This is a genomic window from Pseudomonas abieticivorans (assembly GCF_023509015.1).
In the GTDB taxonomy this organism is placed as follows: Bacteria; Pseudomonadota; Gammaproteobacteria; order Pseudomonadales; family Pseudomonadaceae; genus Aquipseudomonas; species Aquipseudomonas abieticivorans.
In genome coordinates, this window is the sequence record NZ_CP094975.1 from 4,952,729 (window position 1) to 4,969,519 (window position 16,791).

8 protein-coding genes and 1 pseudogene are annotated in these 16,791 nt (G+C 63.1%); 2 read left to right on the plus strand and 7 right to left on the minus strand.

Features of this window, described 5'->3' with window-relative positions; genetic code table 11:
• Positions 1 to 26: 26 nt before the first annotated feature.
• From L9B60_RS22605 to L9B60_RS22630, 6 genes are all read right to left on the minus strand, one after another.
• Positions 27 to 380: a DUF2934 domain-containing protein gene (locus L9B60_RS22605; protein WP_249673201.1), complete on the minus strand. Its 354-nt coding sequence runs from the start codon at positions 378 to 380 to the stop codon at positions 27 to 29.
• A 14-nt stretch (positions 381 to 394) separates the two neighbouring features.
• Positions 395 to 3,178 carry a malto-oligosyltrehalose synthase gene (locus L9B60_RS22610; protein WP_249673202.1) on the minus strand — a complete coding sequence of 928 codons (2,784 nt, stop codon included), beginning with the start codon at positions 3,176 to 3,178 and terminating at the stop codon, positions 395 to 397.
• Complete coding sequence (gene malQ / locus L9B60_RS22615; RefSeq protein WP_249673203.1) at positions 3,175 to 5,256, minus strand: 4-alpha-glucanotransferase; 2,082 nt, start codon at positions 5,254 to 5,256, stop codon at positions 3,175 to 3,177. Before malQ ends, L9B60_RS22610 begins: the two co-directional genes overlap by 4 nt.
• A complete protein-coding gene (gene treZ, locus L9B60_RS22620; protein WP_249673204.1) occupies positions 5,253 to 7,031 on the minus strand; it encodes a malto-oligosyltrehalose trehalohydrolase in 1,779 nt (592 codons plus the stop codon). Before treZ ends, malQ begins: the two co-directional genes overlap by 4 nt.
• Positions 7,032 to 7,048: 17 nt before the next feature.
• Positions 7,049 to 8,617 carry a glycogen synthase GlgA gene (gene glgA / locus L9B60_RS22625; RefSeq protein WP_249673205.1) on the minus strand — a complete coding sequence of 523 codons (1,569 nt, stop codon included), beginning with the start codon at positions 8,615 to 8,617 and terminating at the stop codon, positions 7,049 to 7,051.
• A 521-nt stretch (positions 8,618 to 9,138) separates the two neighbouring features.
• Positions 9,139 to 9,582 carry an SgcJ/EcaC family oxidoreductase gene (locus L9B60_RS22630; RefSeq protein ID WP_249673206.1) on the minus strand — a complete coding sequence of 148 codons (444 nt, stop codon included), beginning with the start codon at positions 9,580 to 9,582 and terminating at the stop codon, positions 9,139 to 9,141.
• Positions 9,583 to 9,870: 288 nt separating this feature from the next.
• Here L9B60_RS22630 and L9B60_RS22635 point away from each other — a divergent pair, with 288 nt between their 5' ends.
• Positions 9,871 to 10,416 carry a cysteine hydrolase family protein gene (locus L9B60_RS22635; RefSeq protein WP_249673207.1) on the plus strand — a complete coding sequence of 182 codons (546 nt, stop codon included), beginning with the start codon at positions 9,871 to 9,873 and terminating at the stop codon, positions 10,414 to 10,416.
• A gap of 89 nt (positions 10,417 to 10,505) precedes the next feature.
• Here the strand turns inward: L9B60_RS22635 and metH are convergent.
• Positions 10,506 to 14,199, minus strand: a pseudogene (gene metH / locus L9B60_RS22640) (methionine synthase).
• Positions 14,200 to 14,374: 175 nt separating this feature from the next.
• Between metH and L9B60_RS22645 the strand changes: the two are divergent.
• Positions 14,375 to 16,672 carry a fatty acid cis/trans isomerase gene (locus L9B60_RS22645; RefSeq protein WP_249673208.1) on the plus strand — a complete coding sequence of 766 codons (2,298 nt, stop codon included), beginning with the start codon at positions 14,375 to 14,377 and terminating at the stop codon, positions 16,670 to 16,672.
• Positions 16,673 to 16,791 lie beyond the last annotated feature (119 nt).

A 16,791-nucleotide genomic window follows, 5' to 3' on the forward strand; every position in this document is an offset into this window, starting at 1 on the left:
GGCCCGAGCGTGAGAGGGGGAAAGGGTCAGCTGGCGGGTGGCTTTTTGGCCGCAGGCTTGGGTTTTTTCTCGGCCACTGGTTTGGTCGCTGCGGGTTTCACCGGCTTAGGGGCGGCGGCAGGCTTGGCGGCGACCGGTTTTGCCGCAGGCTTGGGCGCAGGCTTGCTGGGGACTGGTTGCGCGGCTTCGGCAGCCGCCGGCTTGGCCTTGGGCTTGGCAGCGGTAGCTTTGCCCTTGGCGGATTTGCTGGGGGCCAAGGCTTCGGCTTCGGCCAGTTTGCTCGCCATTTCCCAATGGCGGTCTTCATGGCCTTCCGGTTTGCCTTCAGACTCCCAGATCTGATAAGCGAATTCGCGTATACGTTTGTCTTCGGCACTCATTTCAACGCTCCTGATCACAAGTCACTTTGCATAAGAAGATTGACGGGGAATTCGTTCAGTACAGTGCTCACCAGGAGCTCCTTATCTGGTGTGACTGCGACGTCTGAAAAAAGTCCCTTCAATTTAGGCAGAGAATGGGGCAAAGCTAGTTTTACGCGGGTGTCTCCCCACTTTTTTGGCTCTATCAACGGGCTGTGGGCATCGCCCAACAGCGCGCAGGTGAGTCTGGGCACGATGATGATCGCCACCTGTTCATCGGTATAACGAGCGTAGGCCAGAACCTGATCAGCGTGTAGGCCGAGCACCTCCAGGGCTTGATATTTTCCACGGGCGAACAGCGCGTGGTGGGCCTGGCGCACACGCAGGGTGCGGGCGATCAGGGCCTGTTTGAGGTGCCCGCTCTGCCAGCCTTCAAGCAACTGGGCGGTGCCCGCCGCGTGCGCCAGGGCAGCTTGGCGCGCGGGGTAATCCACGGGCCGGCGGTTGTCGGGGTCGACCAGGCTGAAGTCCCAGAACTCGGCGCCCTGGTACAGGTCGGGCAGGCCCGGCGCAGTCATGCGCAACAGGGTTTGCTGCAAACTGTTGAGCGCGCCCGGCACGGCAATCTTGTGCGCGGCGGCGGCGATCGAGGTGCGCAGCTGTTGCGCCTGAGGCGCCAGCAACAGTTGCTCCAGGAACGCTTTGCAGGCCTGTTCGTAGGGCTCGTTGGGCGCGCTCCAACTGCTGGCCAGCTTGGCTTCGCGCAAGGCTTTTTGTTGCCACTGGTAGAGGCGTTCGGCGTAGGCCTCAAGGCCCTGGTGATCTTTGGCGTCCAGCGTCAGTGGCCAACTGCCAAGCAGGGCCTGGTAAAGCATCAACTCATCGCCGGGTGAGGGTGCCATGCTGCCTGCCACGTCGCTGCGCAAGGGCTCGGCCAGTTCTTGCCAGTGCGCCACGCGGGCGGCGTACCAGTCACTGCATTCGCTGAGTACCGCCAGGCGCGCACGGCTGTCTTCACCGCGCTTGTGGTCGTGGGTGGCGGTGGCCAGCAGGTTATCCGGGAAGTTCGCCAGGCGCTGCTCACAGGCCTGGTGAAACGCCTGTGGTGGGGCACTAAAGTGTTCGGCGTCAAAACCCACGTCGTTGCGCGAGAGCACAATGGCCGAACGGTAGAACGCGGTGTCTTCCACAGCCTTGGCCGCTGCCGGCGAGGTCAGTTGCTGGAAGCGCACGCAGGCATGGCGCGCCAGTTTGCGTTGGCGGCCAAACGGCAGGCGCCGCCACGGGTCGCCGCCCAGCCAGCGTTGCAGGTAGTCCAGTACCGGCCAGTCGGCTTCGCCCAGGGTGCTGCGGGCACCCTCCATGGCCTGCTGGAAGAACGGCTCATCTTCTGCCGGGCGCCCGCACGCGCTGATGTAGGTGCGGTACACCGGGAAGTGCACGATCAGTTCCTGCAAGGCGCGGCGGATGGCGCCCAAGGTCATGTCGCGGCTCATCAGGTCGCCACGGGCCACTTGCAGCAGTGCCTGGGCGACCGATTCGAAATCGCCGGCCAGGGTGCCGTTGAGCACCAGGTGGCGCGCGGCCAAGGCCTCTTCGGCGAACTCGGCGGGGCGCCCGCTGGCCTCGCTCCACAGCTCGGCCAGCGCCGGCTGGCCTGCGGGGTCGTGCTGCAGCAAGGACAACTGGTTCATGAATTCGTAGCCGGTGGTGCCGTCCACCTGCCAGTCGCGGTGCAACTGTTCACCGGCGCCGAGAATTTTTTCCACGTAGATCGGCACCCTTGCCAGCGCTGCATCGGCAGGTCGATCGGCCAGCAGGCTGTCGACCCGGCGCCGCAGCTTGCGGCAATAGCCACGCGGGTCGGCCAGGCCATCGATGTGGTCGATGCGCAGCCCATCGATCAGGCCGCGGCCGATCAATTCGAAGAGCTTGCCGTGGGTGGCCTCGAACACCGCCGAGCGCTCGACCCGCAGGCCGCCCAGCTCGTTGACATCGAAGAAGCGCCGCCAGTTGATATCGTCGGCCGCCGTGCGCCAGCTGGCCAGGCGGTAATGTTGGCGCTCCAGCAGGCGGTGCAGGCGCTTGAAGCCATGCTCCTGGGTGGAATCGAAGCGCGCCAGCAGCGGCTCGAGAATACCCGGGCGCGATTCCACCATCACCTGCAGTTCGGCGCGCAGGTCGGCGGCCTTGGCGTAAGCCTTGGGGTCGTTCTCCAATGAGCCGAAGCGCGCGCCCAGCTTGCCCAGCGCCGGGTCGTTGGAGGCACTGAGGATGTCGGCGTAATCCGGTGGGCAGATCGGGAAGCGGTGCTCGTAATGCTCGATGTAAAAGCTGCCGCGGTCGTTATCGAACCGCAGCGGTATTTCGCCGGCCTGCAGCACGCTGCCGTAGTCACTGCCCAGAAATGGCATCAGCAACTGACCTTCGAGCATGGGGTCGGGGGAGTGCCACTGGATGTCGAAGAATTCGGCGTAAGGGCTGCGCCGACCCCACTCCAGCAGGTCCAGCCACCAGGGGTTGTCGGCACCGCCGACGGCCATGTGGTTGGAGACGATGTCCAGGATCAGGCCCATGTCGTGTTCGCGCAAGGCGCCAACCAGGCGCACCAGCGCGGCCTCGCCACCCAGTTCCGGGTTGACCCGGGTGGGGTCGACCACGTCATAGCCGTGCATGGAGCCTGCGCGCGCCTTGAGGATGGGCGAGGCGTAGACGTGGCTGATGCCAAGGCTTGCGAAATAGGGCACCTGTGCGCAGGCGTCGTCCAGGGTAAAACCTTTGTGCAGTTGCAGCCGAATACTGGCGCTGATTGAACTCATCGATCACGCTCACTGGCTTGTTGACGGGCATGGGCAAGCAGTTCCAGGCGCCGCGCGGCGTCGATGTCGTCGAGCAGTTGCGCTGCCTGGCCATGGAAACGGCGACGCCAGTTGGGGTGGCTGTCGATGGTGCCGGGCAGGTTGGGCTGTTCGTCCACGCCCAAGGCGTCCTCCAGGGGTAGCAGCACCAGAGGGGCGCGGGTGTGGCCGATGAAACGCACGCTGGCGTCGATCAGTTGATCGGCTTCGTGGGCCTCGCCCTGGAAGTTCGCGCTGTCCTGGCCCAGCAGGTGGCGCAGGCCGCGGCGCTCCTGTTCACGGGTTTCGCGCCACTGGTGCTCGGTGTGGCTGTCGATCAAGGTGAGCTTGTGGTTCCAGTCGATGTCGCGTGCGTGCCACCAGCCGTTGAGGGTCGGCAGGTCGTGGGTGGTGCTGGTGGCCAAGGCATCGTCGGGCCATTCCAATACGTGCTTGAAGTGGCCGGTGTGATGCTGTTCGAACAGCAGCACGCGCATGCCAAGGATCTGCCGTGGCGCAAGTTTTTCCCGCAGGCCCTCCGGGACCGTGCCCAAGTCTTCGCCCAGCACGATGGCCTGGTGACGGTGCGATTCCAGGGTCAATAAGCGCAGCAGGTCGTCCACCGGATACTGCAGGTAGGCGCCTTCGCCGGGGGATGAGCCCAAGGGGATCACCCACAAGCGCTGCAGGCCCATGATGTGGTCGATGCGCAAGCCGCCGGCGTGGGCAAAGTTGGCCCGCAGCATCTCGATAAAAGCGCGGAAACCGTTGCGCACCAGGCCCTCGGGGGCGAACGCGGAGATCCCCCAGCTTTGCCCGGCGCGGTTGAGGATGTCCGGTGGCGCACCCACGGTCAGCGCCGAGAGCAGCTCGTCCTGGCGGCTCCAGGCCTGGCTGCCGGCACCGTCAGCGCCCACGGCCAGGTCGGCGACCAGGCCGATCTGCATGCCGCTGGAGGTGGCAGCGTTTTGCGCACGCTCAAGGCTGCGGGCCACCAGCCATTGGCAAAAGGCGTAGTACTCGATGTCGCTCTGGTGTTGCGCGGCGAATTCGGCGATGGCCGGGCTGCGCGGGTCGTGCCAGTCCTTGGGCCATTGGCGCCAGTCCTGGGGCTGGCCACGGGTGGCGCAGTCGGCTTGCAGGGCCTCGAAGCGGCAGTGGTTCTCCAGGGCTTCACCGCCGGCATGGCGGAAGCTGGCAAAGTCGGGGTTGAGTGGGTGGTCGCCGCTGCGAAAGTCCTCGTAAAGGGTTTTCAACAGGCGTTGCTTGGCGGCGGCGGCCAAGGGCCAATCCACCAGCGGCATGGCCTCCAGGCGTTGCAGTTCTTCTGCCAGTTGCGCGCGTTCAATGGCCACGCGCACGGCTCGTTCGCCCAGGAGGGTGCCGGGTGCCGCGTACAGGCTGTTGAGAAACAGCCGGCTGGACGGCGAGTAGGGGCTGTAGCGGTGGTTGTCGCTGCTGAACATGGCGTGCATGGGGCTGATGGCCAAGGCGTCGGCGCCGCGTTCACCGGCGCTGCGGGCGAGCATCTCAAGGGCCTGGGTGTCACCGAAACCACCATCGCCGGGGCGGCGAATGCTGTACAGCTGCACGCCCAGGCCCCAGGCCCTCGGCGTTTCCTGGCCCAAGGCATCACCGACGCTGTAGCACCGCAGGGGCGCCACGGCCAGGGTGAAATGCTGACCGTCGATGCGCACGTCCTGGTAGCCCACAGGCAACAGGCCCGGCAGGCGCGCCTGTTCGTCCAGCGTAAGGTCCAGGGTGGCGCCGTCTTCCTGGTACACCTGCAAGGCGGTGTTCGCGGCGAAGTGGCGACTGAGGTCCAGCGGTTGGCCGTAGTCGACCGTCAGCAGCGGCGGCAGGTGGCCTTTTTGCTGAACCTCGGCCAGCTCGCGCAGGCTTGCCTCGATCTGCTCGGGGCTGCCTGCAGGGTGGCCGAGCCCGGCCAATACCTTGCCTAACACGTCGTCGGACACCCGCTGCGGGCGGCCGTTGGCGTCAGTCCAGTGCACCGCCAGGCCAGCCTGGCCTGCCAGTTGTTCCAGTCGCTCGTCACTCATGCAACATCTCCAGAAGCACGGGCCGGGGTCATGCTGACCACGGCGGTATAAGGGCCGAGTGAGTGGGACGGTTGTTGCGTAATAGCAAAGGGGTCGCTGTCGAAAATCCGCTGTTCCAAAGGCGCCAGCGGCACGTCCAGGCTGCGATCGCTCAGGTTCAGGTCGATGCGCCAGTGGCTGCCGTTACCCAGTTGCCACCGTGCGGTGAGGGCACCGCGGGCATGCACTTGGACACCCAGCCAATGGCTGGCGTTCAAGTGGGGTATCAGGTGATGGTGGCGCAGTTGCAGAAGCTGGCGGTACAGGGCCGTCCAGTCGTTGTCGCAGGTCAGGTTTGGTTTCGAGGCCTCGAAGGTGTTCGGCGCATTGGGGTCGGGAATCTGTTCGCGGCGCTCGGCATCGGCAAAGGCGGCAAAGGCCTTGAACTCGGCGCGGCGGCCCTGGCGCACGGCTTCGGCCAGCTCGCCATGGTGGCTGGTAAAAAACAGGAAAGGCGCGTCGGCGCCGTTTTCATCACCCATGAACATCAACGGGATCATCGGCGACAACAACAGCAGAGCCGTGGCGGCGCGCAGTGCGGCCGGCGGGCATAGCTGGTGCAAGCGCTCGCCAAAGGCACGGTTGCCGATCTGATCGTGGTTCTGCAAAAACAGCACGAAGGCGCTGGGCGGCAGGTGCCCGCTGGGTTCGCCGCGCTGCTCGCCGTTGCGGTTAGTGTGGCCTTGGTAGACGAAACCCTCAGCCAGGCAGCGGGCGAGTTTTTCGGTGGGCTGGTCGCTGTAGTCTTCGTAATAGGCTTCGGTTTCGCCGGTCAGCAGCACATGCAAGGCGTTGTGCCCGTCGTCGTTCCACTGCGCGTCGTAGCCTTGCTCCATCAAGTGCGCTTGGTTGTGCTCGTTCTCCAGATTCAGCCATACGTGGCGCCCGGCCGGGATGTGCGCACGGATTCGCCGGGCCATCAGCTTGAGAAACTCGGGGTCTTCGATGGCGTGCACCGCATCGAAACGCAGGCCGTCGAAGCGGTATTCCAAAAGCCACATCAGCGCGTTGTCGATGAAGAAGTCCTGCACCTGCGGGCGGCGAAAATCGATGGCCGCGCCCCAGGGCGTGTGTTTGTCCTCGCGCATGAAGCCCTTGGCGTACTGGCTCAGGTAATTGCCGTCAGGGCCGAAGTGGTTGTAGACCACGTCCAGCAGCACCATCAGGCCGTGGCCGTGGGCACAGTCGATCAAGTGCTTGAGTTGTTCAGGGGTGCCGTAGGAGGCTTCCGGGGCGTAGGGCAGCACGCCGTCGTAACCCCAGTTGCGAGCACCGGGGAATTCGGCGATGGGCATCAGTTCGATGGCAGTGACGCCCAGGGCCGCCAGGCGCGCCAGGTGCTGTTGCACTGCGGCAAAGCCGCCTAGGGCGCCCACGTGCAATTCGTAGATAACCGCCTCGGTCCAGGGCCGGCCTTGCCAGGCGAGGTGTTGCCAGGTGTAGGCGTTGGGGTCGACCACAAGGCTTGGCGAGTCGATATCGCTTTGCTGGGCCCGGGACGCGGGGTCGGGCACCAGCAGTTCGCCGTTGATCTGGTAGCGGTAGGCGGTACCGGCCTGGCATCGGGTTTGAATCACAAACCAGCCATCGGCCTGGGGCAACATGGGAAGGGATGAACCGTGCTCGATTTCCACGCTGACAGTCAGTGCATCCGGCGCCCACAGCGCAAAGCGCGTGTGGGCCGGATCGATCATGACAGCGCCGTGAGAGCAGGTTTCAGGTGTGCTTGAAGGCATCGATGAAACCTCTCTGTTCAGTAGCGGGCGGGGGCTTTGAGGCTGCCCTTGACCATGTCCTCATAGAGTTTGGCGTAGGGTTCAACGGCTTGGCACCAGTTGAACGGTTGGGTCATGGCCAGGCAGCGCATGGCGTTGAGCAACTCCGGCTTGCTGAACACATAGAAGGCCCGGGCCAGGGCTTGCTCGTAGCTTTGTACGGTGGACTCGTTGAATAGGAAACCGGTCACGCCATCCTCGATGGTGTCGGCAAGGCCGCCGGTGTTGCGCGCCACCGGCAACGAGCCGAAGCGTTGTGCGTACATTTGGCTCAGGCCACAGGGCTCGTAGCGCGAGGGCATCAACAGGAAGTCGCTGCCGGCGAACATGCGCCGCGCATCGGTTTCGTTGAAGCCGATGCGCACGCCCACCTGGCCGGGAAAGCGCAAGGCCAGTTCACGCATGGCCTGTTCTTCTTCCGGCTCGCCACGGCCGATGATCGCGATTTGGCCGCCTTGCTCGACGATGAATTCGGCCACGGCTTCGGTCAGGTCCAGGCCTTTTTGGTAAACCAGGCGCGACACCACCGCGAACAGCGGGCCCTCGCTGTCGTCCAGGCCGAACAGGCTGCGCACGTGGTCGGCATTGACCGCCTTGCCATCCCAGTCATTGAGGCTGAACGGGCAGATCAGGTGCGGGTCGGTGGCCGACTCCCAGCTTTCGTCGATGCCGTTGGGGATACCACTGAGCAGGCCTTGCTGGGCCTTGCTGCTGAGAAAACCTTCCAGGCCGCAGCCAAATTCCGAGGTGGTGATCTCTTTGGCGTAGGTGGCACTCACCGTGGTGATGCGGTTGGAGTAGGCCATGCCTGCCTTGAGGAACGACAACTTGCCGTAGAACTCCATGCCTTCCTGTTGCAAGGCATGGGTGGGCACGCCCAGTTCCGGGCAGCAGGCACGGCTGAACACGCCCTGGTACGCCAGGTTGTGAATGGTGAACAGGGTAGGGGTGCTCAGGCCGCGCCACTGCATGTAGGCCGGTGCCAGGCCTGCGGGCCAGTCGTGGGCATGCACCAGGTCGGGCTTCCAGTGGACCATGCCCAGGCCTGCGGCGATGTCGGCGGCGGCCAAGCCTAGACGTGCAAAACGGATGTGGTTGTCGGGCCAGTCGCGACCGTTGTTGGCACCGTAGGGGGTGCCTTCGCGCTCGTACAGTTCAGGGCAGATCAGCACGTAGATGACCAAGCCATCGGCCAGGTCCATGCGGCCGATCTTGCACGGTGGCAGCGCAGCGTGGCCACCCAGTTCACCGACGATGTGGATCGGATTGTCGCTGTTCATGACTTGCGGGTAGCCGGGGATCAGTACGCGCACGTCATGCAAAGGGCTCATGGCCCGCGGCAGGGCGGCGGAAACGTCGCCCAGGCCGCCGGTCTTGACCAAATCAGCAATTTCGGAAGTTACGAAAAGCACTTTTTGCTTGTTCGGATTGGGTACCGAGTCCGCCTGCAGCACCTTGCCTGTCGACACGATGCTCGGCACGTGGGCCGGTTCACTATCCTGTCTGTTGAAAATCTGTCCCTGGTTATCGACAGCAGCACTGATCATTGTTCTCTCCCGTGCATTAATACATGTGGCAAAGCACTTGTTTTATTGGCAGATCCCCCAGTGCAAACACACAAGTGCTACGCGTATCGGCTTATCCTGCCGATTGCGGATAGACGGACATGTGGGGGTAAACGGGCCGCGCCTCGGGTCATCAGAGGCAGCGGCCTACTGTAAACCTGACCAGCCATCCGATCAGAAAGTTCGACCTATTTTGGGTTGAAGTTTCTAGACGGTCGTGCGGCTGAATTTTCAGAGTAGTTGAGAACCGGTGACCCTGTCTCGGCAAGGCGACTGACGGGCGGCAAAAGCTCTGGCACGCACGTGCCATGTGGGTTGTACGACTTTGGTCGCATGCCTTGATCAAACGTTTGCGCGCCTATTTGCCCGGAAATCAAGTGCGTCAATATGCCGCACCATGATCGCCTGTGGGGCGGATTTATCCGCGAAAAATACCCCCGCGTTAGGCCTGCCGAAACCGTGGCGAATTTTTCGCGGATGAATCCTCCTACAGGCGCTTGGGCTCAACCCTGCGGCATTACCGAAGAGTGATGGCTGGAAATCAGCCATCGGTCTGTCACCCATCGGTAGCTGAACGAGTAACGTGCCCTGACCTTGTCGCCGGTGCTGGCGAAGCTGAACTCATAGATGCCGCTGTCCAGCGCAGTGTTGCAATCGGTCTGAATGTGGCGGGTGACGATGTTGCCGCGGGGTGCGTTGGCCATGAAGTGCTTGAAGTAATCGCGCTTTTCTTCGGGGCTGATCCGCAGTGAGTTGGAGACCGTTGGCAACAGGATCGAGCCTTCGGCATAGTGATCGAGCATTCGATTTGAGTCTTGTGATTGCAGCGACTGATTCCATTGATCGAACAACGCTGAGATCTGTGCATCGGTGGGTCTGATACATTCATTTGTGTTCGCGTGTACGGCCAGTGGCAGTACCGCGAGCAGCGCCATGAATCCTTTCATAGGTTCGCCTCCGTATAAGTGAAGCCAGACTATAAAGAGCGTCGGGACGCTTGGCACGATGCAGCCCATTACAATTTAAGTCCCCTGGCCTTGACCTTCGCAGGCAGGTTGAAGTATTTTGGATCCATGAATAGATCGCAGCGTTACACCACCGTAACCACCACGACCGCCACCGGCGGGGCGTGTGGTTAATGCGTGTGTGCGGTTAGCACGTAACACCCAAGGCCCCGCCAGCAATGGACGGGGCCTTTTTTTTGCCCTGCCTGCTGGCCTTCAAGGAGAAGCACCATGCTGCAACTTAATGCGCGACAGGCAGCCCTATTGATCGTGGATATGCAGGTCGGACTGTTTCAGGGCCCGCAACAGCCGTATGAGGCTGAGCGCTTGGTGGCGACGGTAAAGCGCTTGATTGGCAAGGCGCGGTCGGCGCAGGTGCCGGTGTTTGCCGTGCGCCACACCGGGCCTGCAGGTTCGCCGATTGCCGCGGGCAGCGGGTTCTGGCAGGTGTTGCCTGAATTGGGCCTGGAGGAGGGCGTGGATCACCTGTTCAACAAGTCGGCGCCCAGTTGCTTCCAAGGGACTGACCTGGCACAGCGCTTTGGCGACGCGGGCGTGAAGGAGGTCGTGGTGGTGGGGCTCAAGACTCAGTACTGCGTGGACAGCACGTGCCGGGCCGCTTTGGAGTTGGGGTTCAAACCGGTGTTGGTGGCCGATGGGCACAGCTGCATGGACACCGAGGTGATGCCGGCGGCCGCGATCATCGCGCACCATAACCTGACCCTGGGTGGGCCGACGGCGCGGGTGGTGGGCGAGGGCGAGTTGGCGTTTGTCTGAGAACGCCGCGTAACAAAAGGGGATCGTGTTGCGTTTTTCGCGGATGAATCCGCTCCTATGGGAGCGGGTTCATCCGCGAAGCGATCACATCAGGCGTCGTAACCCAGGTTCGGCGACAGCCACCGCTCGCTCACGGCCAGGTCCTGGCCTTTGCGCTCGGTGTAGCGCTGCACCTGGTCCTTGTCGACCTTGCCCACGGCGAAGTACTGCGCCTGCGGGTGGGCGAAGTACCAGCCGCTGACCGCCGCCGCCGGGAACATGGCGTAGTGCTCGGTCAGGGTCACGCCGCTCTGGCCATTGTGGTCCAGCAGGTCGAACAGCGTGCCTTTCTCGGTGTGGTCCGGGCAGGCCGGGTAGCCGGGGGCCGGGCGGATGCCTTTGTACTGCTCCTTGATCAAGGCATCGTTGTCCAGCGCCTCGTCCTTGTCGTAGCCCCAGTGCTGCTTGCGCACCTGTTGGTGCAGCCATTCAGCGCAGGCCTCGGCCAGGCGGTCGGCCAGGGCCTTGACCATGATCGAGTTGTAGTCGTCGCCGTTGTCTTGATACGCCTTGGCCACTTCCTCTGCGCCGATGCCAGCGGTGGTTATAAAGCCGCCCACGTAGTCGGTCACGCCGCTTGCCTTGGGTGCCACGAAGTCGGCCAGGCTGAAGTTCGGCTTGCCGTCGGTCTTGATGGTCTGCTGGCGCAGGTGGTGCAGGCGCGCCAAGGGCTGGCCGTCGTCGCCGTACACTTCGATGTCGTCATCCTGCACCTGGTTGGCCGGCCAGAAGCCAAACACGGCGCGGGCGCTTATCAGCTTCTCGTCGATCAGCTTGCGCAGCATTTCCCGGGCATCGGCATACAGCGCCGTGGCGGCCTCGCCCACCACTTCATCGGTGAGGATGCGCGGGAACTTGCCGGCCAGGTCCCAGGAGATAAAGAACGGCGTCCAGTCGATGTACTCGGCCAGCACGTTCAAATCGATATCGTCCAGCACCCGGGCGCCGGTGAACGTCGGCTTGACCGGCTGGTAGGTATTCCAGTCGAAGGTGGCCTTGGCGGCGATCGCCTGCTCGTAGCTCAGGCGCTCGGTGCGGGCGCTGCGGTTAGCGGTGCGCTCGCGCACCTCCACGTATTCCTCGCGGGTACGCTGTACGAAACCGGCTTTCAGCTCCTTGGACAGCAACTGCGTGGCCACGCCCACGGCGCGCGAGGCGTCGGTCACGTACACCACGGCATCGTTGCTGTACTTGGGTTCGATCTTCACCGCCGTGTGGGCCTTGGAGGTGGTGGCCCCACCGATCATCAGCGGCAGGTGGAAGTCCTGGCGCTGCATCTCGCGGGCTACGTGCACCATCTCGTCCAGGGACGGGGTGATCAGGCCGGACAGGCCGATGATGTCGCACTTCTGCTCGCGCGCCACCTGCAAGATCTTCTCGGCCGGCACCATCACGGCCCAGGTCGACGATGTCGTAGCCGTTGCAGCCGAGCACCACGCCGACGATGTTCTTGCCGATGTCGTGCACGTCGCCTTTTACCGTGGCCATCAGGATCTTGCCCTTGGCTTCGGGTTTATCGCCTTTCTCCTCTTCAATGAAGGGGATCAGGTGAGCCACGGCCTGTTTCATTACGCGGGCGGACTTGACCACTTGCGGCAGGAACATCTTGCCGGCGCCGAACAGGTCGCCAACGATGTTCATGCCGGACATCAGCGGGCCTTCGATCACTTCGATCGGGCGCTTGAACGACTGGCGCGACAGCTCGGTGTCTTCGACGATGTGGGTGGTGATGCCCTTGACCAGCGCATGTTCCAGGCGCTGGTTGACCGGCCAGGATCGCCACTCTTCGGTTTCGGCTTCCTTGACGCTGCCGTCGCCCTTGTACTTGTCGGCGATCGCCAGCAAGGCTTCGGTGCCTTCGGGGGTGCGGTTGAGCACCACGTCTTCCACGGCGTCGCGCAGTTCGGCCGGGATCTGGTCGTAGATCTCCAGCTGGCCGGCGTTGACGATGCCCATGGTCAGGCCGTTGCGAATCGCGTACAGCAAGAACACCGAGTGGATGGCTTCGCGCACCGGGTTGTTGCCGCGGAACGAGAACGATACGTTGGACACGCCGCCGCTGGTCAGGGCATGGGGCAGCTCGTCACGGATGTAGGCGCAGGCGTTGATGAAGTCGACCGCGTAGTTGTTGTGCTCCTCGATGCCGGTGGCCACGGCGAAGATGTTCGGGTCGAAGATGATGTCTTCTGGCGGGAAGCCCACTTCGTGCACCAGGATGTCGTAGGAGCGCTTGCAGATTTCTTTTTTACGCGCTTCGGTGTCGGCCTGGCCGGCTTCGTCGAAGGCCATCACCACCACGGCGGCGCCATAGCGCTTGCACAGTTTGGCGTGATGGATGAACTGCTCCACGCCTTCCTTCATGCTGATGGAGTTGACGATGCCCTTGCCCTGGATGCACTTGAGGCCGGCCTCGATCACGTCCCACTTGGAGGAGTCGATCATGATCGGCACGCGGGAGATATCTGGCTCGCCGGCAATCAGATTGAGGAAGGTGACCATCGCCTTCTTCGAATCGAGCATGCCCTCGTCCATGTTGATGTCGATCACCTGAGCGCCGGCCTCCACCTGCTGCAGGGCCACTTCCAGGGCTTGGGTGTAGTTATCCTCGCGGATCAGCCTGGCGAACTTCGCGGAGCCGGTGATGTTGGTGCGCTCGCCGACGTTGACGAACAGCGAGCTGCGGTCGATGGTGAACGGCTCCAGGCCCGACAGGCGGCAGGCCTTGGGGATGTCCGGGATCGGGCGCGGTGCGTAGCCGGCCACCGCTTCGGCGATGGCCTTGATGTGGCCTGGGGTGGTGCCGCAGCAACCGCCGACGATGTTCAGGAAGCCGCTTTGGGCGAATTCTTCGATGACCTTGGCGGTTTCCGATGGCAGCTCGTCGTATTCACCGAAGGCGTTCGGCAGGCCGGCATTGGGGTGCGCGGAAACGTGGGTGCCGGCCTTGTTCGACAGCTCTTCCAGGTAAGGGCGCAGCTCGCTTGCGCCCAAGGCGCAGTTAAGGCCGACCGAGATCGGCTTGGCGTGCGCCACGGAGTTCCAGAAAGCCTCGGTGGTTTGCCCAGAGAGCGTGCGGCCCGAGGCGTCGGTGATGGTGCCGGAGATCATGATCGGCAACTCGAAACCGATTGCCTCGAACACGCCCTGCACGGCGAAGATTGCCGCCTTGGCGTTCAACGTGTCGAAAATGGTCTCGATCAGGATCAGGTCGGCGCCGCCTTCGATCAGGCCGTGGGTGGCCTCGGTGTAGTTCTCCACCAGTTCATCGAAGGTGACGTTGCGGTAGCCCGGGTTGTTGACGTCCGGGGACAGCGAGCAGGTGCGGCTGGTGGGGCCCAGCACGCCGGCGACGAAACGCGGTTTGTCGGGGGTTTCCAGGGTCTTGGCGTCGGCCACTTGGCGCGCCACGCGGGCACCTTCCACGTTCAGCTCATACACCAGCGACTCCATGCCGTAGTCGGCCTGGGACACTTGGGTGGCGTTGAAGGTGTTGGTTTCCAGAATGTCGGCGCCGGCGTCCAGGTAGGCCTTTTCAATGGCCGCGATCACGTCCGGCCGGCTGAGCAGCAGCAGGTCGTTGTTGCCCTTGACGTCGCTCGGCCAGTCGGCGAAGCGCGTGCCACGATAGTCGGATTCCTCAAGGCGGTAGCTTTGGATCATAGTACCCATGCCGCCATCGAGTATCAGGATGCGCTCTTTGAGGGCTTGCTGTAGGGCTTGAAGACGAGCGCTGCGGTCGGACATGAGGGCTACCTGGCAAGACAAATACAAAAAGGTGCGAATACGAAAGGTGCGAAATGATAGCAAACCTGCGCGCTTTTGAACGTCTTCCACATTTACATGAATTTCGTTCACGTTGATGGCGTCGCGCCACGGGTAGAATATTCAAACAGTTATTTAAAAGTCAGGACACCGTCACATGGTGCATCGTTTACTGGCCAGCGTCTTGGCCCTGCTGCTCTGCGGCGTTGCGTTCGCGCAAGCGCCCGTCGCCAGCCCGGCTATTTCGTATACCCGAGATATCCAGCCGATCTTCACCGAGAAGTGCGTGGCGTGCCATGCTTGCAACGATGCCGCCTGTCAGTTGAACCTGGGAGCGGGCGAGGGCGCCCTGCGCGGCGCCTCGAAGGTGCCGGTGTATCAAGGCGAGCGCAGCATCGCCGTGGCCCCCACGCGAATTTTCTACGATGCCAGCGGCCCGGAAGCATGGCGACGCAAGGGTTTCTATTCGGTTCTTGATGGCCAGAGCAACCAGGCGGCCCTGATGTCGCGCATGCTCGAGCTGGGCCACAGTGCGCCCGTGGTGCCCAACGCCAAGCTGCCCGACAGTATTAAGTTGGGCCTGAACCGCGAAAACATGTGCCCGCTGCCGGGCGAATTCAATGCCTATGCCAGTGCCCACCCCCAGGAGGGCATGCCCCTGGGCGTGACCGGCCTGACCGACGCCCAGTACCAGACCGTGCAGCGTTGGCTGGCGGCCGGTGCCCCCGTAGACCAGCAACCACTCAAGGCCAGCCCCGCCGAAGCTGCGCAAATCGGCCAATGGGAAGAGCTGCTCAACCGCCCAGGCTCCACCGAGGCGCTGGTGGCGCGCTGGTTGTACGAGCACCTGTTTCTGGCGCACATCTATTTCACCGGCGGTGAGCCGGGCCATTACTTCCAGTGGGTGCGCTCGCGCACGCCCAGCGGCCAGCCGGTGGACCTGATTGCCACCCGGCGCCCCGATGACGACCCCGGCACGGTGTTCTACTACCGGCTGATGCCGGTGCAGGGCGTGATTGTGCACAAGACTCACATCACCTACCCCATGGGGCCGAACAAGCTGGCGCGGGTCAAGCAGTTGTTCTACAGCGGCGACTGGCATGCCACCTCGCTGCCGGGCTATGGGCCACGGCACCGGGCCAACCCGTTCGAAACCTTCGCCGCGATCCCTGCGGTGGCGCGTTACCAGTTCATGCTGGATAACGCCGAGTACTTCGTGCGTACCTTTATCCGTGGCCCGGTGTGCCGCGGGCAGATCGCAACCGACGTGATCCGTGACCAGTTTTGGGTGATGTTCCAGGAGCCGGCCCACGACAAGTACATTACCGACGCCAAGTACCGTGGCGAAGCGACGCCGCTGCTGGCCATGCCAGGGCAGAACGACAACGTTGGCAGCGTGCTGCGCCTGTGGCTGGACTACCGCGACAAGCGCAACCAATACGAAGACCTGCGCCGCGACGCCTACGCCGACATGCCGCCGCCTGGCTGGGCCACCCTTTGGGCCGGCAACGACAACGCGCTGCTGACCATCTTCCGCCATTTCGACAGCGCCGCAGTGAACAAGGGCCTGATCGGCGACGTGCCGCAAACGATGTGGCTGTTCGACTACCCGTTGCTGGAGCGCACCTATTACCAGTTGGCGGTGAATTTCGACGTGTACGGTAACGTGGCCCACCAGGCGCAGACGCGGTTGTATTTCGACCTGATCCGCAATGGCGCCGAAGTCAATTTCCTGCGCCTGATGCCCGCTGACCAGCGCGACAAGCTCCTTGGCGATTGGTACCAGGAAGGCGGCAAGGTGAAAATGTGGCTCGATTACCAGAAGATCGACGACGATACCCCGACCGGCATGGTGCTCAACGAAAAGGACCCCAAGCGTGATTTCGCCCTCAAGCTGCTGCAGCGCTCGGGCTCGCTGAACGCCGCGCCTGACCCGATCAACCGCTGCACGGGTGCCTATTGCTCGCGCCCCAACGTCAGCGAAACCTTCCGCAACGTCGAGCAGTCCCTCAGCCGCCTGACTTCACGCCCGGCCGCCGGCCTGAAGGTGATCGACCAGTTGCCTGAAGCGACCATGCTGCGCATCCAGGATGGCAAGGGCCAGCGCATCGTCTACAGCCTGCTGCGCAACCGCGCGCACACCAACGTGGCCTTCTTGTTGGGTGAGTCGTCGCGCTACCTGCCGGGGCTGGACACCCTCACCATCTACCCCGGCGTGCTCAGCAGCTACCCCAACTTTATGTTCAACGTGCCGGCCGATCAGGTCGAGGCGTTCGTCCAGGCCATGGAGTCGGCCAAGGACCAGCCGGCGTTCGAGCGCATCGTGCAGCGCTGGGGCGTGCGCCGCAGCAACCCGCAGTTCTGGCAGTTTTTCCACGACCTGACGAGCTATATCCAGGAGACCGACCCGGTGGAAGCAGGGGTGCTGGACATGAACCGCTACGAGAACCTCTGAGTGGCACACACCCTGTTGGAGAGGATTTATCCGCGAAAAATCCAATGCAGTGCACTTGATGCACTGCGGCGATTTTTTTGCGGATAATCCGCTTCTACCGATACCGCCGGTACATTGGT

Coding starts and splice junctions, on each gene's coding strand:
- treZ (WP_249673204.1), bottom strand. CDS start 7,031: ATGCCTTCAAGCACACCTGAAACCTGCTCTCACGGCGCTGTCATGATC.
- L9B60_RS22605 (WP_249673201.1), bottom strand. CDS start 380: ATGAGTGCCGAAGACAAACGTATACGCGAATTCGCTTATCAGATCTGG.
- L9B60_RS22645 (WP_249673208.1), top strand. CDS start 14,375: ATGGTGCATCGTTTACTGGCCAGCGTCTTGGCCCTGCTGCTCTGCGGC.
- glgA (WP_249673205.1), bottom strand. CDS start 8,617: ATGATCAGTGCTGCTGTCGATAACCAGGGACAGATTTTCAACAGACAG.
- L9B60_RS22610 (WP_249673202.1), bottom strand. CDS start 3,178: ATGAGTTCAATCAGCGCCAGTATTCGGCTGCAACTGCACAAAGGTTTT.
- malQ (WP_249673203.1), bottom strand. CDS start 5,256: ATGAGTGACGAGCGACTGGAACAACTGGCAGGCCAGGCTGGCCTGGCG.
- L9B60_RS22635 (WP_249673207.1), top strand. CDS start 9,871: ATGCTGCAACTTAATGCGCGACAGGCAGCCCTATTGATCGTGGATATG.
- L9B60_RS22630 (WP_249673206.1), bottom strand. CDS start 9,582: ATGAAAGGATTCATGGCGCTGCTCGCGGTACTGCCACTGGCCGTACAC.